18 protein-coding genes and 1 other RNA gene are annotated in these 21,125 nt (G+C 32.3%); 12 read left to right on the plus strand and 7 right to left on the minus strand.

Annotated elements, in window-relative coordinates:
• The 5 genes from hxsD to QL232_RS03550 are packed head-to-tail and all read left to right on the plus strand — an operon-like array spanning position 1 to position 6,348.
• Positions 1–384: a His-Xaa-Ser system protein HxsD gene (hxsD, locus tag QL232_RS03530; protein ID WP_281613113.1), complete on the plus strand. Its 384-nt coding sequence runs from the start codon at positions 1–3 to the stop codon at positions 382–384.
• Positions 371–1,840, plus strand: coding sequence for a His-Xaa-Ser system radical SAM maturase HxsB (gene hxsB, locus QL232_RS03535; protein WP_281613114.1), 1,470 nt, complete (start codon positions 371–373; stop codon positions 1,838–1,840). The genes hxsD and hxsB overlap by 14 nt, the downstream gene beginning before the upstream one ends.
• A 5-nt stretch (positions 1,841–1,845) precedes the next feature.
• A complete protein-coding gene (gene hxsC, locus QL232_RS03540; protein WP_281613115.1) occupies positions 1,846–2,964 on the plus strand; it encodes a His-Xaa-Ser system radical SAM maturase HxsC in 1,119 nt (372 codons plus the stop codon).
• A complete protein-coding gene (locus tag QL232_RS03545; RefSeq protein WP_281613116.1) occupies positions 2,965–5,010 on the plus strand; it encodes a hypothetical protein in 2,046 nt (681 codons plus the stop codon). It abuts the gene before it with no gap.
• Between the two features lie 6 nt (positions 5,011–5,016).
• A complete protein-coding gene (locus tag QL232_RS03550) occupies positions 5,017–6,348 on the plus strand; it encodes an MBOAT family O-acyltransferase (protein WP_281613117.1) in 1,332 nt (443 codons plus the stop codon).
• Positions 6,349–6,562: 214 nt separating this feature from the next.
• On the opposite strand, the gene ssrA is transcribed toward QL232_RS03550, so the two are convergent.
• Positions 6,563–6,972: a transfer-messenger RNA gene (gene ssrA / locus QL232_RS03555) on the minus strand.
• Positions 6,973–7,192: 220 nt separating this feature from the next.
• Positions 7,193–7,579 (minus strand): hypothetical protein, encoded by a 387-nt coding sequence (locus QL232_RS03560; RefSeq protein ID WP_281613118.1) that lies wholly within the window; start codon positions 7,577–7,579, stop codon positions 7,193–7,195.
• Between the two features lie 327 nt (positions 7,580–7,906).
• Here QL232_RS03560 and QL232_RS03565 point away from each other — a divergent pair, with 327 nt between their 5' ends.
• The 4 genes from QL232_RS03565 to tnpA all read left to right on the plus strand — a co-directional run bounded on the left by QL232_RS03565 (position 7,907) and on the right by tnpA (position 12,783).
• Positions 7,907–8,794, plus strand: coding sequence for a bile acid:sodium symporter family protein (locus QL232_RS03565; RefSeq protein WP_281613119.1), 888 nt, complete (start codon positions 7,907–7,909; stop codon positions 8,792–8,794).
• Positions 8,795–8,908: 114 nt separating this feature from the next.
• Positions 8,909–10,234, plus strand: a complete 1,326-nt coding sequence (locus tag QL232_RS03570; protein ID WP_281613120.1) for a hypothetical protein — start codon at positions 8,909–8,911, stop codon at positions 10,232–10,234.
• Between the two features lie 196 nt (positions 10,235–10,430).
• Positions 10,431–12,185, plus strand: a complete 1,755-nt coding sequence (lysS, locus tag QL232_RS03575) for a lysine--tRNA ligase (protein ID WP_281613121.1) — start codon at positions 10,431–10,433, stop codon at positions 12,183–12,185.
• A 151-nt stretch (positions 12,186–12,336) separates the two neighbouring features.
• Complete coding sequence (tnpA, locus tag QL232_RS03580; protein WP_281613122.1) at positions 12,337–12,783, plus strand: IS200/IS605 family transposase; 447 nt, start codon at positions 12,337–12,339, stop codon at positions 12,781–12,783.
• Between the two features lie 28 nt (positions 12,784–12,811).
• On the opposite strand, the gene QL232_RS03585 is transcribed toward tnpA, so the two are convergent.
• A complete protein-coding gene (locus QL232_RS03585; protein ID WP_281613123.1) occupies positions 12,812–13,264 on the minus strand; it encodes a hypothetical protein in 453 nt (150 codons plus the stop codon).
• Positions 13,265–13,617: 353 nt separating this feature from the next.
• Here QL232_RS03585 and QL232_RS03590 point away from each other — a divergent pair, with 353 nt between their 5' ends.
• Positions 13,618–14,508 (plus strand): 3-hydroxybutyryl-CoA dehydrogenase, encoded by an 891-nt coding sequence (locus tag QL232_RS03590; RefSeq protein ID WP_281613124.1) that lies wholly within the window; start codon positions 13,618–13,620, stop codon positions 14,506–14,508.
• Positions 14,509–14,798: 290 nt separating this feature from the next.
• Here QL232_RS03590 and QL232_RS03595 read toward each other — a convergent pair whose 3' ends face one another.
• The 3 genes from QL232_RS03595 to QL232_RS03605 form a co-directional block, all read right to left on the minus strand.
• Positions 14,799–15,395, minus strand: coding sequence for a hypothetical protein (locus QL232_RS03595; protein WP_168882602.1), 597 nt, complete (start codon positions 15,393–15,395; stop codon positions 14,799–14,801).
• 88 nt (positions 15,396–15,483) lie between these two features.
• On the minus strand, positions 15,484–16,773 hold the full coding sequence (locus QL232_RS03600) for a glycerol acyltransferase (RefSeq protein WP_281613125.1): 1,290 nt from the start codon (positions 16,771–16,773) through the stop codon (positions 15,484–15,486).
• 108 nt (positions 16,774–16,881) lie between these two features.
• Positions 16,882–17,088: a hypothetical protein gene (locus QL232_RS03605; protein ID WP_168882604.1), complete on the minus strand. Its 207-nt coding sequence runs from the start codon at positions 17,086–17,088 to the stop codon at positions 16,882–16,884.
• Between the two features lie 217 nt (positions 17,089–17,305).
• Here QL232_RS03605 and QL232_RS03610 point away from each other — a divergent pair, with 217 nt between their 5' ends.
• The gene (locus tag QL232_RS03610) at positions 17,306–17,833 is read left to right on the plus strand and encodes a DUF4442 domain-containing protein (RefSeq protein WP_168882605.1); all 528 of its coding nucleotides are present in this window, start codon (positions 17,306–17,308) and stop codon (positions 17,831–17,833) included.
• 296 nt (positions 17,834–18,129) lie between these two features.
• On the opposite strand, the gene ggt is transcribed toward QL232_RS03610, so the two are convergent.
• Positions 18,130–19,836 carry a gamma-glutamyltransferase gene (gene ggt, locus QL232_RS03615; protein ID WP_281613126.1) on the minus strand — a complete coding sequence of 569 codons (1,707 nt, stop codon included), beginning with the start codon at positions 19,834–19,836 and terminating at the stop codon, positions 18,130–18,132.
• A 153-nt stretch (positions 19,837–19,989) separates the two neighbouring features.
• Here ggt and QL232_RS03620 point away from each other — a divergent pair, with 153 nt between their 5' ends.
• A complete protein-coding gene (locus QL232_RS03620) occupies positions 19,990–21,111 on the plus strand; it encodes a GNAT family N-acetyltransferase (RefSeq protein ID WP_281613127.1) in 1,122 nt (373 codons plus the stop codon).
• The last annotated feature ends 14 nt before the right edge of the window (positions 21,112–21,125 follow it).

Here is a 21,125-nt window from a genome sequence, read left to right on the forward strand (position 1 = left end):
ATGGAAATATTACAAAATAGTAAAGATACAATTATTTGTATCTTTGAAGATTCATTATATACTGAACCTGTAATTATGAAATGTTTTTATTGGTACTCTGATAATTATATTGTTACTCTTTCAAAAGAGAATCCAAATTATATTATTGATTTAACTTATAAAGAAGGAGAAATAACTAAGGAGCATTTTAATTCTTTAAACTCTAAAATTAGACAAGATATATATGATTTTAAATTAAGGTCAATAGTTAATGAAGAGACAAAAGTTGTAAAGGAGTTATTGATTGCAAAAGCATTTTCTAACCTAGATGATTTTGAGACACCTCCAAATGGAGAGATTTCAGATCCTGTTGGATATTACCCAGAGAATAATGAGGAAGTTTAATACAAAAGAGTTTTATAATAGTTTTAATAATACTTACCATTTATTACCGTTTAAATTTCATAGATTAAAGGATAGAAAAGAAATTATTGTAAATGAGGTAGGTGATTTTTTGATTGAAAAAGAGGGTACTGTAGCAGATATCATTCATAGAAATGTAGATGAATCATCTGAGTTATATCAAAATCTACTCTCAAAGTTTTTTATATCTGAGTCTGTTATCCCAGAGTTAATTGACATATATGCAACAAGATATAGAACCAAAAAGTCTTTTTTAGATCATTTTACTGGACTACATATTTTTGTAATAACGTTAAGGTGTAATCATTCATGTCATTATTGTCAAGTTTCTAGAAAAACAGAAAATCAAAATGATTTTGACATGTCTTATCAAGATATTGATTTATCTATCGATTTAATGTTCAAGACACCTTCAGCAAGTATTACAATGGAATTTCAAGGAGGAGAACCTCTACTTGCTTTTGACAAAGTAAAGTACTCTATAGAAAGAGCTAAGGAATTAAACAAACATTTTCAAAAAGATATAAATTTCGTCATTTGTACAAACTTAACTCCAATTACGGATGACATGTTAAGATATTGTTTAGAAAATAATGTTTTGTTATCAATGTCTTTGGATGGACCTGAATATGTACATAATCAAAATAGAGCCAAAACAGGTACACAAAGTTATGAATTGGTAGTAAATGCATTAAATAAAAGTAGGGAAATAGTACCAACTGAAAATATTTCTGCATTAATGACAACTACTTTATTAAGTCTTGATTACCCTAAAGAAATAATAGATAATTATATCCAAAATGGCTTTAATCATATCTTTCTAAGAGCAATTAGCCCATATGGTTTTGCTTTAAAAAACTCAAAGAAAAATATATATGAAACTGAAAAATATATAGAATTTTATAAAAAAGGTTTACTGTATATTCTTGAATTAAATAAGAACGGACATTTTTTTGTGGAAGATTATGCCTCTATTGTATTAAAGAAGATCTTAACACCATTTACTACAGGTTTTGTTGATCTGCAATCTCCTTCAGGAGTAATAAATGGAGTTGTAGTCTATAACTATGATGGTTATGTTTATGCGAGTGATGAGTCAAGAATGCTTGCGGAAAATAAAGATTTTACATTCCAACTAGGACATGTTTCTGATAATTACGCTGACATATTTTATGGAGAAAAATCAGAAGCGATTGCCCAATCCTGGGCATTAGAATCATTAAATGGATGTTCTGATTGTGGTTTACAAGTATATTGTGGAGCAGATCCAGTAAGAAATCATGCAACTCAAAATGATATGGAAGGTCATAGACCAACATCAACACATTGTATGAAAAATATGGCAATCATTGAGTTTCTTTTTGAATTGATAGCTGATAAAGAATCTGGTTATGAAAAAATATTCAGATCATGGATAAATAATAATTCTTACGAATAAATAACATGACATTACATTTAAAGGGAAAAGCAGCTTCTATTGAAACTGTTATTGTAGGTAAAGTAATTAAGAATATTGATGATACTATTACTTTAATTGATAAAAATGGTAATGAAAGGTTAGTTATTTATTATGGTCAATTACTAGGTGTACCAAAGAATATTCCTACACTTTTATTAAATAGCTCATCTGAGGTAGAAAAATTAAAAGATGAAGATATATTATTAGTGAATGAAAAAGGAAAAGTTACTATACTTTATCAAAATGAATCGATTCATAATACATTATTTATTACTGATAGATGTAACAGTAATTGTTTGATGTGTTCTCAACCTCCAAAAGACAGAGATGATTTAGACTTTTATTTTGAGGTTAATAAAGAATTAATTCAACTTTTACCAAAAAATTTATCTTCTCTAGGTATAACAGGTGGTGAACCAACTTTGTTAGGTAAAAGACTACCTGAGCTCTTGAAGTTAATTACAGAGTTTTTACCTGATACCTATATTCATATCTTAACAAATGGTAGATCATTTGCTTGGAAAAGTGTTGTAAAAGAACTAGCTGAAGTAAATAATCCAAATATAGTTTATGGTATACCTTTATATTCGGATTATTACTTATCACATGATTATATAGTACAGGCAAAAGGAGCTTTTAATCAAACAGTGTATGGTATTCATAATGCTGCAAGGTATGGCCTGAGAGTTGAAGTTAGAATTGTATTACATAAACAAAGTTATGATAGACTTTTTCATTTATCGGAGTTTATCTATATGAATATGCCTTTTGTTGAACATATCGCTTTTATGGGTTTAGAGTTTACTGGATATACTCCATACAACAAAAAGATTTTGGATATAGAACCAAGTATGTTCTTAAATAACCTTGAAAAAGCAATTTCATTTTTATCATTAAATGGGATGAATGTGTCAATTTATAATTTACAGCATTGCTTAGTGAGCGAAAAATTATGGAAGTTTTTAAGGCCATCTATTTCAGATTGGAAAAGGGGATATTTAGAAGAATGTAATAGGTGTGAATTAAAACCTAAATGTGGAGGTGTATTTACAACTTCAAAAAAGTATAGTGAAGATATTAAAGCAATAACAAATCATATATAAATGAAGGGAAAAGCTTTTGATGAAAAAACATATTATAAATTTATAGCTTATGTTCTTTTATCTTTCACATTAGTTAATCCAGTTGTGTTTTATTTAGTAGTGGATAACTTAATATTAAGTTTATCAATATTTTTTATTACACTAGCCATATTAATTATTAATCTCTTTAAATTTAAAAAATCATGGATCAATTGGTGGTTAATTAATTGCCTTTCTGTTATCTCCCTTTTTATCTATTCTGAATTAATTTTTAATGAGAAATTTTCCGATTATATAATTGAAGATTTATATGATTTAAAAAGTGGTTATTACTTTAACAAACCATTTTTAAATAAAAAAATATACGATAAAGAGTATGTTGTAGATTACGTAACTAATCAAGAAGGATATAGAGTTTCAAAACATTACAACAAACCCAATAACTATAATGTAAATACTGTTGATTGGTTATTTATCGGAGATTCATTTACTCAAGGTGCTCAGGTAGATTTTCATGATCTATTTACAACCGATTTATATAGAAAACACCCTGATAAAATTATTATTAATTCGGGAATAAGTGGATTTGGGATTGCGGAAGAATTGGCATATTATAAAAATGAGGGGTATAAGCTAAAACCTAAAAAAGTTTTTTTGCAGTTATGTAGTTTTAACGATTTCATGAATGTAAAAGAAAGAACTTATGGGTTAACTGATTACTTGATGCAAAAGTCAAATTTCATAAGGTTTTTATTATATGGTTTTAAGTATGCTAATCCAAAAGAATTGCCATTGGGGAGGTGGACAGAGCCATTTTATGATACAAAAGAGGGGAATTTAGATTATAATATCTTTTATAAAGGTGAATCTGAGATAAAGAAAAATGATTTATTAAAATTTGAGAAATATCTTAAGGAGTTTAGTGAAGTAACAACGAGTCAAGGTGCTGAATTAATAATCTTTCTGATTCCAACAAAAGAACAAATATCTAAAAGGTACTTAGATGAAGTATTGGAAAATTTTGATATTGATATAGCTGAATTGGACCTTAAAAAGCCGAATAAATTAATGTTAGATTTATGTAAAAAATATAACATTGAATTTATCGATATGTACGATATTTTTTCTCAAGTACCTTTCTTTCCTTTTTACGATTATGATGAACACTTAAATATAAATGGGCATAAATTAGTCGCAGATATAATTAATCATCATGAAACAAAATCTAATGTTTCAATATTGAGTAAGGAATTTATAGGAGATAGGTATCCAACAACTTTAAATAATGGTAATAATATCTTATATCAATCGATTAGAGCTGGAAACTCTGAAATTATTCTTGCAGATAATAACTTAAATGAAGTAAAGAGAATAACATATAATGATATAGATGAAATACATCCAAAATATAATGAAATATCAAATAAATTAGTTTTCACAGAAGGAAATCAGGCTACAAATAAAACAAATGTGATTATTATGAATTTAGATCAATCTGAAAGGTTTACAATAACTGCTTCTGATTCCATTTTTGGAGCTATTCCTGATATTTCAATGGATGGTAAAAGTATTGTTTATGCAGAATGGAAAAAAACAAATAAAAATATTACAAACCCTATTATAGTAAAATATGAAGTGGAATCTCATAGTAAAAAATATTTAACTAATGGCAAAAATGAAAGCTGGAGACCTGTTTTTTCTCCCATAAACAAAAATCAAATTGTATACATATCAAAAAGTAAAGATGAATTCTTCAATTTATATTTGTATGATACAAAAACCGAGGAAGAGGTGAAATTGACAGACTCAAATTTTGATATCTGGGATCCTTCATTCTCACCTGATGGAACCAAGTTGGTATATTCTGGTTTTGAAAAAAATAATTGGGATCTATTTATTTTAGATTTAGCATCTCTAAAAATTGAAAGAGTAACAAATACAAGAGGAAACGAATGGGATCCTATATTTAATTTTTCGGGAGATACTTTAATTTATGCTGGTGAATATGGAATTTTTGATGGAATATATTTTAAAGAGTTAGAACAGGAACCGATTTTACCACAATAATTGAATATGCCTTTTTTTTCAATCCAATATTTCATAATTATATCTCTTTCTATTGTAATTGATATAGTTTTTAAGAAAAAGTTAATTAGAAATAGTTTACTATTAGTAAATAGCTATTTTTTCTATTATCAGATTGATCCTAATTTTTTAATATTATTGATTGTTTTAACGATTTACTTTTATGTTTCAGGGTTTATTCTGAATAGAGAAAAAAGTAGAAAGATATTTCTTATAGTTTTTATTGTTCCGATAGTTTCTATTTTTTTCTTTCTTAAAACTCCTTACTTATTTAATTTAGATATTAATGGTATCATAATACCTGTAGGTTTTTCATTTTATTCATTACAGGGAATAAGTTATTTAGTGGACATATATAATAAAAAGAGGGGAAACGAGAAGTCACTTCTTATTTTTTCACTTTATCTATCGTTTTTTCCTCAAATTCTTGCAGGCCCAATTGAAAGAAGTAATACATTAATTCCCCAATTAAAAAATAGAGGTAAAACTAAATCTATTAATATTAGATTAGGTTCAAAACATATTTTATATGGATTATTTTGTAAGTATGTAATTGCTAACCAACTTTATAGTCTGCTAAATCCAGTACTGTTAAATTATACTGATTACAGTTCTATTTCATTATTTATTAATCTATTGATGTATTATATGTATATCTTTTTTGATTTTCAAGGTTATACTATGATAGCAATAGGTAGTGCGAATCTTCTCGGTATAACTCTAACAAAAAACTTTAATAAACCATATATAGCATCTTCGATAAAAGATTTTTGGCATAGATGGCATCAGACACTAAGTATGTGGTTTAAGGATTATATATATATTCCCCTTGGAGGTAATCGAACAAGGTATTTCCAATTAAATATAATTTTAGTATTTATATTAAGCGGTATTTGGCATGGTAATACAATTAATTATCTTATTTGGGGAGTCTTTCATTCGGCATTATATTTAATTGAATATTATTTGCCTAAAAATATAACTCAAAGTATCTGTTATAGATGTATAACTTTAGCGCTTATAATAGTAAGTTGGGTACCATTTTTTTATCAAGATACTCACTTAATGTCATCATTTATTATAAAGCTTTTTTTGTTTGAATCAGGAGCTAGTCTACATTATACTATTCAAGATTATACTGTTATTTTTATAACGTTAATTGGTTTAATCATAGATTTTAAGTTTGAAAAACTTCTTTTGCAGAAGCATACTTCAATTAAGATGAAAATATTAGAATTTGTTTCAATTGATATTATGTTAGTTTCAGTATTACTTCTTGGAACAATCGGAGTCAAAGAGTTTTTATATTTTAGATTTTAAATAATCAATTATAACATTTTTTTCTTAAAAGAATAATAGTTTATAAAAAGTTCTAAATAATATTTATTGCCTTTCTATATAAAAAACCGTTTATTACAGCCATCAAGGCTATTAAACCACTAAGTCTTTAAAAAGGGTCGGAAATTTATGTTTTCACAATTGTTTTCCCCTAGAAACAAAAAAACCGTCCCTACAATACTGTAAAGACGGTTATTAGTGGAGTCGGAGGGAGTCGAACCCTCGTCCAGAGAAGCACCCTGTCAAGCCTTCTACATGCTTAGTTTCACTTAAATTTTCGTGATATATCCCGCCGGAAACAACCAAAATATATCCTTATCTGCTTAAAGCTTCATCCTCAACCCACAGCAGGTATCAGACTAGATCAATGATTACGGCACCGCCGATTCTTCGCCCAAAGATCAAGGCAAAGGACGATGTAGCTCGGGAACGCGATACGCGTTCAACCATTTAAGCCCAAATGTCTACAACCCTAAGGGAGACTAGGCAGCCATAGCAAACGAATTGTTGCCAACTAGATTTTGGAACTATCTTTCAAGGCTCTCATCCCATGAGCCTGCATGCTTATACTTGCAAAATATCAACCTGTCAAAACCAGTCGACCCCAAAGTGAACTGGCCGTTCTCATTTGAACGGACTACAAATTTAAGCGGAGAAAAGGACATTATCAAAATGATTTCACAATTAAATAATAATGAACTGATCTACAGGATAAAAAATATTAAAGGTTAACATTTTTTTTAGTTTTACAAAAAATAAAACCACTTGAGTGAACTAATACCCAAGTGGTTTCCTTAATATTTTTAATAATCTTTGGCGATACTAATTAACGTAAAGCCGAAATCGAAAATCTTACTAATTGGTCTTTTACATCCATGTAACGATTAATTACTTCATCTAACTTCTCTTTAAAAGAGTGGTATTTTTCAAAAGTATCGTCACATACCTCTGTGTTATTACTTTCATGTAACAATGAATCATCAAAGGAGTCAATCTCCTGATAAATAGCCTTAATGTCTTCTGATAATTGAATGTTTGTTGTCTTAAATTCGTTAAGCTTATTTTTTTGGAATGTATCTAATTCTCTATTCAGGTAAAGGTCTATTCTTTCATTTGATAATTTTATTTCATTTAAATAGAAAGTTATTTCGTTTTCTAAGAACCTAATTTCAGATTTAACATCGGAGATGTACTGAAGCAAACTTATAGTCATATCTTTTTTTCATTTTTGTTGAGTTGATTTAATTTAAATAACGGCAAATTTATTATTCGGTTGCCTTTATTAACCTTTCTTTTTGATTTTAATATAGGATGCAAGTTAGAAATCTTAATAATTTTAAATCTCCTGAAATAATTAAAACTATTTTTCCCTTCTCAAATTATTGTCAGATTAACTAGCTGTATACTAGTGATCTATATTTACTTAGTTGGTCTTCTTTTCTCCTTAATTTGGTGACCTTCTTGAAAATTGGAACAAAATCTGTGAAATCATATTGACTTGTATTTAATCGTAACATTAACTAACTAATTTATTACTACTATGAATGAGACTAGTACGCTATTGCTCGGCTTGGCTTTAGCCATCATTATGTTGGGTATGGGATTGTCGCTCACCTTAGATGATTTTAAAAGAGTAGCAAAAAATCCTACTGCTGTAATTTTAGGACTTGTTTTACAATTGGTTGTTTTACCGATTGTGGCTTTTGGAATTGGCTATTATTTAGCGTTGCCATCGTTTATTGCAGTAGGTTTAATCATTCTTGCGGCATGTCCGGGGGGACCAACATCCAATCTTATCACACATTTGGCCAAAGGAGATACTGCATTGTCGGTGTCATTAACAGCCGTAAGTAGTTTTGCTACAATTGTTACTATTCCTTTTGTGATCAATATGGGATCAACATTTTTTATCAGCCAAGATCAGGAGATCTTATTGGATGTACCTGAAACAATCAAGAAGATTATGATTGTAAGTATTATTCCGATTATTCTGGGAATGGCGATTAGAAGGTTTTCAACCACCTTTGCACATAAGATGGCTAAACCTACAAGAATTGCATCTGCAGTTATTTTAATTGTGATGATCTTGGGTATTGTGATCAAAGAAAGAGATAATGTGATCGAATATTTCTCTCAAGCAGGATCAGCGGCATTACTTTTAAATGTAATTACAATGGGAATCGGTTTCTTAGCGGCCAAATTATTCCGCTTAAAAACACCTCAAGCGACTTCTATTGCCATTGAAACAGGAATACAGAATGGTACTATGGCGATTACCATTGCAATAGGTATTATGGGAAGAGTAGACCTATCTATTGCTGCTGGTGTATATTCATTAATTATGTTCTTTACATCTGGAGCATTAATCTTCTTTTTCTCTAAGAAAAATGAAAAAGAATCGAGTAGGATACCACTTACAAATAACTAAAACATCAAAGGCCTCAAATATTTAAAGTATTTGAGGCTTTTTTATAAGTAGCTGATTACAAAACTATTATTTGACTTTCATATATAAAACTCAACTATCCACTAAAACTTAAAAATGGAATACTTAAATTTTTTTACTCTCTCTCACTGTGTAGTATTTGCCTGCCTGTTTCTAATTATCGGTTTTAAAAAAGAAGGATTTTCTGTAGATAGCGATCCATTCAAAGTTCATGTGCAAAAATCTGCATTGTTTGGAGGCTTTATTGTCGTTCTTTTCTCACTAATGCTATTATTGAATTATATTCAACCGGCGTTTATTGAGCATTCAAAACACCCTAAAGAAGAGGACCCAGGTAAATACGCCAGTTTGTATATCTCATATGCCATTACCTTGGTGGCCAATATTGTTCCTTTAATCACAAAATGTCTGAAAGAAAAAAAGGAAGACAAGAACAAAGGATTTCTACCTTATAACTCTATTGGTTTTATTGCTCTCGTACTTGGTTCTACCGGATTGATCTCAACACTAATCTTCTTTATCAGTGGTGAGATCACTTATGTAGACAGCTATGTTTCTTACTTAAGTCATTTTATCCCTGCAGTGGCAGGTCTAGTCGCCATTCTTGGAGAAACTTTTTACAGTGAAAAGAACATTTCAAAACTTACTGATCTAGGTAAAGTTTTAGGTGTGGTATTATTTATTGGTTTCTCTTTGTCATCGTTTAATGCAAGTATGGCGGATAAGCAAAGTCAACAATTGAATAAAAGAATAGAAGATGCTCATAAAGACTTAGACGATATTATTAAGAAATCTTCAGGATTAGACGCGTCTCTTACCAGATTAACCGATGTGATCAATAACAGTAATATCATTCAATTTGAAGATAAGGTTGATGTCTTGAAGAATACGTTAGCGGGGCTTTCAAAAAATATTTCGGCCTTGGATACAAAAGTGAAAAAGTTACCCAAAAAAGATGTAGTTGAAAAGGTGATGACAAAAGTGACAGCAATTGAAGCTTTAGAAAAAGACTTATTGGCCAAAGTAGATCAATTACCTTCTGACGAAGACATCAATGCTATTAATACCCATCTCACGACATTAGAAGAAAAGGATGCTCATTTGGAAACACAGATAGACAATATTCCGACAAGCATTCATAAAATAAATGAAGAGGTGGCGAAATTAGACCAAACCATCCAATCAATAAAGGAAGGCATGTTGGATAAAGAAGATATCAATCGTAGGTTGGATGAACTGGATGCTTCTTATAAAACGCTTAGTGAACTGATTGAAAAGATGCCAACAGAAATTAGTAAAGATATCGCAAAACAAAAGACTATAAAAGAGACAAAAGAAGATCCATCAAAACCCACTGGTGATTTAGCTGAGACGGGTAATGGCAATACCGATAAATCTCTAAGTAAAAATGATGGTGGATAAGATAGAATAAGAACAATACAGCAATTCTTATTTAATTTTTGAGTGATTTATCAAAATATATTTTAATTATTGAAATTCTGATTACGAATTTCTTTCAATAGGGCAATTATTCAAATTAAATCTATTACTTTCGTTGATTGAAATTGTGTAGTAGCATCAAATTAGGCTACTATTCTCAAGAATAAAACATTCAACAATGCAAATTCTTAGCGAACAGGAAGTACTCCGTAGAGAAAAAAGACAACAGATCATGGATCTTGGTATTGATCCATATCCAGCGGCAAAATTTGACGTAAACGTTTCTGCTGAAGATATATTAAAGAACTTCGAACGTAGACCAAACGATTACGGTACAATTACTATTGCTGGTCGTCTTATGAGCGTTCGTGAAATGGGTAAAGCATCGTTTGCTGAAATTCAAGATGCAACAGGCCGTATCCAAGTTTACATCGCAAGAGACGAAATTTGTCCAGGTGAAGACAAGACGATGTACAATAAGGTGTTCAAGAAACTTTTAGATCGAGGAGACTTTATTGGAATCGAGGGTTTTGTATTCAAAACTCAAGTTGGTGAAATCAGTATTCATGCGAAAAGCTTGAAGGTTTTATCAAAATCGTTGAAACCGCTTCCAGCTGTAAAGATCACTAAGGATGAGGACGGTAACGAAACTGTTCACGATGCATTCACAGATCCGGAATTAAGATACCGTCAACGTTATGTTGATTTGGTAGTAAATAAAGGTGTTAAGGAAACGTTCTTAAAAAGAACGAAAATCATTAACGCTATGCGTAGCTTCTTCAATGATCACGGTCATTTAGAAGTGGATACTCCAGTGCTTCAGGCAATCCCTGGAGGTGCGGCAGCAAGTCCATTTGTTACTCATCATAATGCTTTGGATATTCCTTTATACCTTAGAATTGCCAACGAGCTTTACTTAAAGCGTTTGATCGTAGGTGGTTTTGATGGTGTATATGAGTTCTCTCGTAACTTCCGTAACGAAGGTATGGACAGAACACACAACCCAGAGTTTACAGCAGTTGAGATCTATGTTGCTTACAAAGATTACAACTGGATGATGGAGTTTACTGAGCAATGTTTAGAGCATGTTGCTATGACAGCAAATGGTACAACAGATGCGAAAGTAGGAGATAACGAAATCTCATTCAAAGCTCCATACCGTCGAGTAACAATGGCTGAGGCAATTATGGAACACACAGGTAAAGACATCAACGGTAAGTCTGTTGAAGAATTACGTGTATTCTGTGATGAGTTAGGCATTGAGCATGACGAAACTATGGGTAAAGGTAAATTGATCGATGAGATCTTTGGTGAGAAATGTGAAGGGAACTATATCCAACCTACATTTATTACTGACTATCCTGTTGAGATGTCTCCTTTATGTAAGCGCCACCGTGATAATCCTGAATTAACAGAGCGTTTTGAGTTGATGGTAAATGGTAAAGAGGTAGCCAATGCTTACTCTGAGCTTAACGATCCAATCGACCAAAGAGAGCGTTTTGAAGAGCAAATGAAGTTAATGGAAGCTGGCGATGACGAAGCAATGTTTATCGACCAAGACTTCTTAAGAGCATTAGAATATGGTATGCCTCCTACATCTGGTTTAGGTATTGGTATCGACCGTCTTGTAATGATGTTAACAGATAATGCTTCTATCCAAGAAGTATTGTTCTTCCCTCAAATGCGTCCTGAAAAATGGCCTGTAGCTTCTTCTGAAGAGCAATGGTCATCGATCGGTGTTGAGAAAGATTTAGTTCCTGTGATGCACAAGTTAGGTTTCTACATGGTATCTGACTTAGCAGATAAAGCCGCTGGTAAATTAATGAACGACTTCATCGGTATGAAGAAGAAGTTGAAATTAAAGCAAATCCCTAACCCATCGAAGGATTTAGTGGAAAGCTGGATTACAAAAGCAGCTTCAGTAACAGAATAATTTTGAAGTAATTACTTCAATAAAAATATAAAGCGATGAATTTCGAAAGGAGTTCATCGCTTTTTTCTTTTAAACCCAGGACTTAATTCCTGGGTTTAAAAGAAAAAACTTAGATTAGTCACCTTAACGATTTATAGCTACTCAACTAACTATGTCTCATTCAAATCATCATCTATGGTTTCATATTGTATGGACTGTAAAATATAGAAGACCTCTTTTTTCAAAGAAGTATTGGCAAGAACATCTCGGTTTTATTATTCGTTCTACATCGAAGAAAAATGGAATAACGAAATGTTATGTAAATGGATACAAGGACCATGTTCATATTTTAATAAGAATATTTCCGACTCAAAATATTTCCTCTGTTGTCAAGAAAATAAAAGGAGTTTCATCAAGAATAATCAATCAACAAAAGCATTTTTCAGAACCATTCGAATGGCAAGAAGGGTATTTTGTGACGACTGTTAGTCCATCAAATATATACAGGGTAATTGGCTATATTCAGACACAATGGGAGAAACATGAAAGATTGGATTTCAATGAAGAAATGAATCAAATAGAATCATTAGTGGAGGCTACTTATCAACCCAGGAATTAATTCCTGGGTTGATAAGTAGTAGTTAACGCTAAGAGATATACCCTAACTCTTCAAGATCAGGATTAAAATACTTTTTTCCTCCATCATTGACTTCCGCCAACTCAACAACATAGCCGCCAGGCATTTCAAACCTTCCTTGGTACCCGATAGGTACAGGAGTTTTTTCTTGATGAATGATGAAGTTTTCTTTTTTTGCAACGGCAATTACTTTGTCAATATCATCTGTCCAATAAAGAACTTTAGTATTGATAAGGTATTCAGGAAAACCATCGAATGAATCTGTAATTACTACGGAGATATTGCCAAAAGGAGAAGTTAAAGCAACCACTCTTAGTTGACCATATTTAGGCATTTCAAATACATATTCGACCTTAGCGTTAAAGTTCTTGATATATGAATTGATAAAATCTTTTTCATCCTTGAATTTGATAAAAATGCGAATGTACTCTTTACTTGTATAAAGTGATGATAATGTTTCCATAGGAATAAAGTTGTTATATGTAATAAATTTGTTAAGAGTGTAGGACGCTAAAAAGTTGTGGTTAGTTACTTGAATTATATAGTGTTAACGCTTTGTCTATACATTCATTAACACCTCAAAGCAGACTTTAATTTTACTGGTAGAATCGTATCAGATATCTATAAAAAAGGTGTTTTTATAGAAGGGAAATCGATAATAATTCCATCAGTTATATTGATGATAAAAGGTGGATTTTTTAGAATTCATATTACCTTTTTTCTAATGCAATGCCTATATTTATCAGAGATTGAAAAGTGAATAACTATTCAGTTTCTAAACACATGAACTTTTTATACCAATAAACACAATTAGCAATGCAAAACATCTCAGTCATTGGGTCAGGTACTATGGGCAATGGTATCGCTCATGTTTTTGCGCAGAACGGATTTAAAGTATCTCTTGTAGATATTTCTGAAGCGGCACTTGAAAAAGCAGTGAAAACGATCACAAAAAACTTGGATCGTCTGATTGCAAAAGAAAAAATCACAGAAGAAGTAAAGCAGTCTACTTTAGCCAACTTAACTACTTATTCTAAGATGGAAGAAGGAGTAAAAGAAGCAGATCTAGTTGTAGAGGCAGCAACAGAGAATGTTGATCTCAAATTAAAGATCTTTGAGGACCTGGATCGTTTGACAAAGCCTGAGGCCATTTTAGCTTCCAACACCTCATCAATTTCTATCACAAAGATTGCTGCGAGTACTCAGCGACCAGAGAAAGTCATTGGTATGCATTTTATGAATCCAGTACCGATGATGAAGTTGGTGGAAGTGATAAACGGGTACCTCACTGATGAATCAACCACTAACTTTGTTGTTGACATGTCAAAAAAGATTGGTAAGGTTCCAGTACCTGCCAATGACTATGCCGGCTTTGTTGCCAATAGGATTCTAATGCCAATGATCAACGAAGCAATTATCTCACTTCAGAATGGTGTAGCAGGTGTAGAAGAAATCGATACGATTATGAAATTGGGTATGGCTCATCCAATGGGGCCACTACAATTGGCAGATTTTATTGGTTTAGATGTTTGTTTATCCATCATGAGAGTTTTACAGGAGGGATTAGGAGATGATAAGTATGCTCCAAGTCCATTGTTAGTCAATATGGTGCAAGCGGGTATCAAAGGAGTGAAATCTGGAGAAGGATTTTATGATTGGGTAGAAGGAAACAATAAAGCTCTTGTAGTGAGTAAGCGTTTTAAATAGAAATAGCAAAGTGGTTCAAATTAAAAACTTGAACCACTTTTTTATAGGTGACTTATTAATAAAGATAATTTAATTGATAGTCGATGTAGATAGTTGTGTGTGTTCAACCTCTATTCGAGTGGTTCGCTCATTGTTGAAATGACGATGTTAATATCTTATTGTTTAGCTCATCCTTTTAGTATTACAAAGTTGTCAATTATTTGCTAGATGGTCGTGTAAAAAATGGCTATTGATGATCGAAAACTGACTTTTGAGCAAATAAAAAAAGGTGCCTTATAGCACCTTTATCTTTATTGTAATGTTTTCATATAACTTTCGAGTAATGCACTGACGTTTTTGACGTCATATACTTGCCACCCGTCATCTGTTTTTCTAAGTTTTACGATGAGGTCATCAATTCTATCACTTCCTTCTAATTGAAGCTGAAAAGTGAGTGAAGCTTGATGCTCATCCACCACTTTTTCTTTAAGCCCTTTAAATACAGCTCCATCGCCTTTGATAATCGCTAATAAACCCATTACCTCAGTACTAATTCCTTCAATTGTATTCGGGATATTATGATTTCCGGTAACGATACTATTTTCCACCTGCTCTTTTACAATAGAAACAATAGAAGGTTTCATAAAAGCAATTAATCCTGTAGCAATATCAACTTCACCATTATTTTGAGCCATTGCAAAAGTGATATACTGATCGACTAAACTATTAATAATAGCATCTTCATCTACATATTTTTTAAAACTGTCAAGGTCCTTATCATCTATCGCATCTTTAATTTTTACAAAAGTCATCTCGGGACCACCTTGCATGGAAAAGTAAAAAATTCCTCCAACTGCAGCAATTCCAACAATAACGCTAAGGATAATAATTAAATTCTTATTGTTCATTCTTTAATTTTTTGTATTCACTATGGAATAAAATAAAACGGCACTTGATTTCAAATACAAGTGCCGTTTTATTTTCAATTTTGCTTATTTATTTTGATGAGAAGATATGTAACAAACCTGCAATAGGGGTGTAAAACAGTAAAATCTCAGGATTTTCAACGATAGTATCGACCACAGAACTCAATGATACATCTAATTCTTTTTGTTGATCGACGATAGGCCTTACAATATCAAGTTGCTCTTGCGCATCTTTGGAGTAGCCACCATTCTCTTCCAATTCTTTTCTGAGTGATTTAAAATCTTCACTGTGCTTTTTGAATACTATGGGCCACAGTGCAGGGAAGAATTTAAACGCTCGGTTGATGTCTTTTAGATTAACGGACAACAAATCCATTAAATCATAGGGTTTCTGACCATAAATAGCAACCGCTTTATCAAGTTCTATCTGCATTTGGTCATGAATTTCCTCGCTAAGAGCATAAATTTCTTCTTCGGAAATATCTTCAATATTTCTTTCACCTACCATTTTATAAGGGCTGATTCTTTTACCTCTTACAAAAGTAAGGTTGGCAGGGAAGGCAAAATAAAACATCCACGGCTGAATAGGGATCAGTGTGGTCATAACACCAATCGGTAGAAATGGGATTCCCAGTTTCTGAACAAAATCATTCAATAGGGAAACACTATAACTAAAAGGATTGATGTATTCACCGTTGACTGTTGCAAAAGGAACAATATCTGTTTTATACTTAATACTCATTCTCAACGTAGAAGTGGCTAAACGTTGTAGGGAGTATTTATTATTGAAACCTTTGCCAATACCGGGAACACCTTCTGGATATACCAAAATATTAGAGCCATTGTAATGCATGGCTGTTTCATAATTCAACCAAGTAGCATCAATGGCACCGAGTTTTTTCCAGAAGTTCTTTAAAGTGAAGGGATTCATAAACTGACTACGAGAAAGAGCGGGGGCTGTAATTGCTCTAACACTATTCTGTAGGTCGTAATCCGTTTTATCAAATAATCCAGAAACAAAGGCTATTGCATCCCATGGGAAAGCCATTCCTGAGTGATTACTTGCATATATAATTGGGGCATCAGGGTTGTTGCGTTCAGGAATCTTATCGAAACCGACAAACTTAATTCTGAAATAACCCTCATTGATAAATTTCAGCAATAATTTAGATATACTATAAGCATACCCAACATCGAAATGATCATCTAAAATATGAGCATTCTCTTTGATTTCTTTTGGGGCAGTATCATTAATCAAACGAACGCTGTCATTTGTTTTTTCTTCTGATAATACCTCAGTAGCTAGTGATTTCTCCGATTTTTTCACAATACTGTGTAATTCCGTTTGTTTAGAGGTCATTTCTAAATCAGATTTAATTTAGGTTATTATTGTTTCTCATCAAAATTATAACAAATAACCTATAAATTAAAACTTATTAAAGAAATGTTCATTCACTAAACGGGTGGATTACATGTTCATTGTCAGGATATCAAGACCATAACCATTGGTTACTTGATTGTAAAAGAACATATCGGCTGAAACTAAAGCGGCAATGATAAAGATTAAAGTTGCGAAAGCATTTTGTACTAACATCTTTTTTAAGAAAAGTTGGTAACACTTAATGATAATAGCAACGTTAGCAATGATAAAATAAATAGTAAGCAAAATTGTCATAAGAATAGATGTTTTTTACGATTGAGTTTCTACTATATACTTCTTAACCCTACTAAGAGTTTGTGATTCCACTTTAATATATGTGAACACTGTTAAAGGATTTTAAATTGCTAAGTGATTGAATCTGATTAAATTATAGAATTCTTCATTATTATAGTTATATTGTAAAACAGTTCATTCATTTAAAACTTGAAATACCAATCTTAAACAACACTAAATGGATACCACAGAAATAACACAGAACACGATTGAACTTACACCAAAACAAGAGAAGTTTGCACAGAAAATGCTGAACCCATTGAAGTTCAAACTTTTTACGATGACACAAGTGCCTTTAGGTTTTATAGCAGGGATGAAGCTAAAAACGTTGGAAGCATCAAAGTGTTCAACAACGCTACCGTATAAATTTTTAAACAAGAATCCGTTTAAGTCCACTTATTTTGCTGCACAAAGCATGGCAGCAGAATTGTCTACAGCAGCTTTGGGAATGTTACACCTTAGTGAGCATATGAAAACCATTGCCTTTATCATTGTAGATATGGAAGCGAAGTTTGTGAAGAAGGCAACAGCTAAAGTGACTTTTACATGTATAGAAGGAGATAAAGTGAAAAAAGCTATTGAAGACGCTTATGCAACGGGAGAATCTGTTGAGGTAAAAATGCTCACAGAAGGGAAAATGCCTGATGGTACTGTAGTATCCAGGTTTTATTTTACATGGTCATTTAAAAAGCGATCTAGAAAGTAATAGAATGAATATTTACTATTCAGATAGAAGGAGCGTACAACTTGGATGTACGCTTTTTTTATGAATCTATGAGCATAAAAAAAAAGCAGACCATAATTTGATCTGCTTTTTCTAGTGTTGTGTGTGCGATTGTGTGTTTCAAACAATCAAGAGACGTTCTCTAATCTCTCGATCTAGCATTGTGTTATTACTATATTGTTTATCGGTTATACAAATGAAGTAAAAGTGTAATTAATACGCAACATTTAAAACGTATAAATTACAATTATGTCATAAATTTAACATTCTATAACATTTTAATGTCCCAAAGCACACCCATCGCCTCTTGTATTATCCGAAGCTCCCTCTAAAGAGCCATCTTCTAATACTCTTATACAATCCATCTTTCCTAGTTGTGGAGTGGTTTCTAGGTGATGTCCAAATTTCTTTAATGTTGAAATGGTCTCTTTACTGAAAGCACCATCTTCATAATATACAATATCAGGTAGCCATTGAGAATGGAACTTCTTCGTATCTACAGCCTCCTGCATAGTCATACCAAATTGTGTCACATTTAATATCGTCTGTAGTACCGAGGTAATGATTGTTGATCCTCCTGGAGTACCCACAACTAAGAATAGCTCTCCATTTTTTTCTACTATTGTTGGCGTCATGCTGGATAGCATTCTCTTATTTGGAAGGATCTTATTAGCTTCTCCACCCACCAATCCAAATTGATTAGGAGTACCCGGTTTAATACTAAAATCATCCATCTCATTATTCATAAAGAAGCCTGCTTCCTGTATAAAAACTTTACAACCAAAGTTGCCATTCAAAGTCGTTGTAATGGAGACGGCATTTCCCATTTTATCGACAATAGAAAAATGTGTCGTTTCAAAGCTTTCAATAGTTTGAACATTTCCTGCTTTTATTTCTTGAGAGTTGGTCGCCTGATCATTTTTGATGCTCGAAATCCTGTTGTATATGTAATCATCAGACAATAAAGTATCGATAGGGACAGGATAAAAATCGGCATCACCAATATGAGTGGCTCGATCAGCATAAGCTCTTCTTTCTAGCTCAACAACATGATGTACCCATCCACTTGAATTATGAGCATAATTATGTGGATCAATCATATCCATGCCTTTGAGGATTTGACCTAAAGTGATTCCTCCAGAAGAAGGTGGTGGCATACTGATCATTTTTAATGAATCCTGAAAGGTAACTTCTATCGGCTTTCTCCATTCTGAATGATATTCAGCAAGATCTTCTTTTGTGATAATGCCATTTCCTTCCTTCATAGCTGTTACAATAGCATGGGCAACTGTTCCTGTATAAAACCCATCTCTTTTATTGTTTTGAATAAGTGCAAGTGTTTTTGCCAGATTAGGGTAGTATATAACATCGCCCTTATTCCATTTTTCTTTCTGATTAAATGGATAGTCGAAATGATTGAATGTTTTAAAATCATCAGCATATTGATTGATTTTTTCTGCTTCTTGTGCGGTTAATGTTACTCCATCTTTAGCCAATTGAATAGCGGGAGAAAGTAATTCTTGCCAATCTAGTAGCCCAAGCTTTTCATGCATCTTTACCATTCCATCTACAGAACCGGGAACTCCAGCAGCTTTTAAACCCTTTAAGCTAAGATCTTTAATGGGTTCACCATTGTCATCTAAATACATGGTAGTAGTGGAGGCATGTGGTGCTTTTTCTCTGAAATCTAGCGATCCTGTTACTCCATTATCTGTTCGGTATACCATAAATCCACCTCCACCGATATTACCGGCTCTAGGGTAGGCAACCGCTAAAGCAAAATGTGTAGCAACTGCAGCATCAAAGGCATTTCCTCCTTTTTTAAGGATCTCTAATCCAATTTTTGTAGCTAAAGGATGAGCAGTGGATACCATACCATGCTTTCCAATAGGTCCAGTATTTTGATGGGTGAGATGATCGTTTTTTTGTTGACAGCTTATTAAAAAGGTAAGGTGTAATAAGATTAGGGTGTATATTTTTTTCATGAGTGAGATAGAAGTGAGTTATAATTCCATAAAACTTCAAAAAATTGTTTTTTGAAATATAACTTTTCGAATTAATATTTATATCATTCTATAAAAGTCTTAAATTGCGACTTGAATTTAAGAAAAGCAAAGTCCAAGGAATAAATATAGATTATGAGTGTCGAAATCCGTCCTGTAGTTTCTAAGAAGGATCAAAAAGAATTTGTGAACATTCAGTTTGAACTTTACAAAAACAGTACATATTGGGTGCCACCCATTAAGAAAGACGAGTTATCCATTTTTGAAGCTGATAACCCTTTTCAAAAATTTTGCGACACACAATATTGGTTAGCTTACAAAAATGGTAAGTGTGTGGGTAGAATTGGGGCGATTATCAATCATAAATACAACGAAAAAACCGAAGAGAAGAATGTTCGTTTCACTAGGTTAGAATTTGCTGATGATAGAGAAGTTGTTCAAAAGTTATTAGAAACTGCAGAGCAATGGGGTAGAGATAAAGGAATGACGGGTATTGTTGGACCTTTAGGCTTTACAAATCTTGACCATCAAGGAATGATGATCGAAGGACATGACTACCTCCCTTCAGTAGCATCAGAATATCATTTACCTTACTATAAAGAGCATTTAGAAGGGTTAGGTTATGATAAACTAGTTGACTGGATCGAATTCCGTTTAACTATGGATGATGCCGTTGTTGATAAAGGAATTAAAGGAGCTTCTTTATTAATGAGAAGAACAAAAACTAAGATCATTTCTTTTAACTCTTCAGATGAGTTAGTAAAATATGCGGATGAAATCTTCAACTTATTAGGAGAGGCATTCAAAGATCTTTACAGTGTAATTACTTTCGACCATGATATGGTGGAATACTATAAGAAGAAATTCTTGAAGTTATTATCACCAAAATATGTAAAAGTACTCGTTTCTGAAGAAGATAATGAAATGATGGGTTTTGTAATCGGTATGCCTTCATTGTCTAAAGCGTTACAAAAAGCAAATGGTAGCATTTGGCCATTTGGTTGGTGGCACATTATGCAAGCATTAAAGAAAAATGATACTTGCGATATGTTGTTAACAGCAGTTCATCCAAAACTACAACGTCTTGGTGGTGGTGTAATGCTTGTAGGTGAATTACAAAAGACAATGAAAGAAAATGGTATCAAGTACCTTGAAACAACAGGTATGTTCGAGACAAACCAAAAAGCCATTCAGAACTGGAAAAACTACGATCATATTCAGCACAAACGTAAACGTTGCTTTACTAAAGCTTTATAGTCATCTTAGTGATT

The sequence above is a fragment of the Flammeovirga sp. SubArs3 genome (assembly GCF_947387565.1).
Classification (GTDB): Bacteria; Bacteroidota; Bacteroidia; order Cytophagales; family Flammeovirgaceae; genus Flammeovirga; species Flammeovirga agarivorans.

Bases quoted from the DNA above. Each gene is read 5' to 3' on its own strand.
- QL232_RS03560 (WP_281613118.1), bottom strand. From the start codon at position 7,579: ATGACTATAAGTTTGCTTCAGTACATCTCCGATGTTAAATCTGAAATT.
- QL232_RS03620 (WP_281613127.1), top strand. From the start codon at position 19,990: ATGAGTGTCGAAATCCGTCCTGTAGTTTCTAAGAAGGATCAAAAAGAA.
- hxsB (WP_281613114.1), top strand. From the start codon at position 371: ATGAGGAAGTTTAATACAAAAGAGTTTTATAATAGTTTTAATAATACT.
- QL232_RS03550 (WP_281613117.1), top strand. From the start codon at position 5,017: ATGCCTTTTTTTTCAATCCAATATTTCATAATTATATCTCTTTCTATT.
- QL232_RS03565 (WP_281613119.1), top strand. From the start codon at position 7,907: ATGAATGAGACTAGTACGCTATTGCTCGGCTTGGCTTTAGCCATCATT.
- QL232_RS03610 (WP_168882605.1), top strand. From the start codon at position 17,306: ATGGATACCACAGAAATAACACAGAACACGATTGAACTTACACCAAAA.
- QL232_RS03585 (WP_281613123.1), bottom strand. From the start codon at position 13,264: ATGGAAACATTATCATCACTTTATACAAGTAAAGAGTACATTCGCATT.
- QL232_RS03600 (WP_281613125.1), bottom strand. From the start codon at position 16,773: ATGACCTCTAAACAAACGGAATTACACAGTATTGTGAAAAAATCGGAG.
- QL232_RS03570 (WP_281613120.1), top strand. From the start codon at position 8,909: ATGGAATACTTAAATTTTTTTACTCTCTCTCACTGTGTAGTATTTGCC.
- tnpA (WP_281613122.1), top strand. From the start codon at position 12,337: ATGTCTCATTCAAATCATCATCTATGGTTTCATATTGTATGGACTGTA.
- hxsD (WP_281613113.1), top strand. From the start codon at position 1: ATGGAAATATTACAAAATAGTAAAGATACAATTATTTGTATCTTTGAA.
- QL232_RS03605 (WP_168882604.1), bottom strand. From the start codon at position 17,088: ATGACAATTTTGCTTACTATTTATTTTATCATTGCTAACGTTGCTATT.
- QL232_RS03545 (WP_281613116.1), top strand. From the start codon at position 2,965: ATGAAGGGAAAAGCTTTTGATGAAAAAACATATTATAAATTTATAGCT.
- QL232_RS03595 (WP_168882602.1), bottom strand. From the start codon at position 15,395: ATGAACAATAAGAATTTAATTATTATCCTTAGCGTTATTGTTGGAATT.
- ggt (WP_281613126.1), bottom strand. From the start codon at position 19,836: ATGAAAAAAATATACACCCTAATCTTATTACACCTTACCTTTTTAATA.
- hxsC (WP_281613115.1), top strand. From the start codon at position 1,846: ATGACATTACATTTAAAGGGAAAAGCAGCTTCTATTGAAACTGTTATT.
- lysS (WP_281613121.1), top strand. From the start codon at position 10,431: ATGCAAATTCTTAGCGAACAGGAAGTACTCCGTAGAGAAAAAAGACAA.
- QL232_RS03590 (WP_281613124.1), top strand. From the start codon at position 13,618: ATGCAAAACATCTCAGTCATTGGGTCAGGTACTATGGGCAATGGTATC.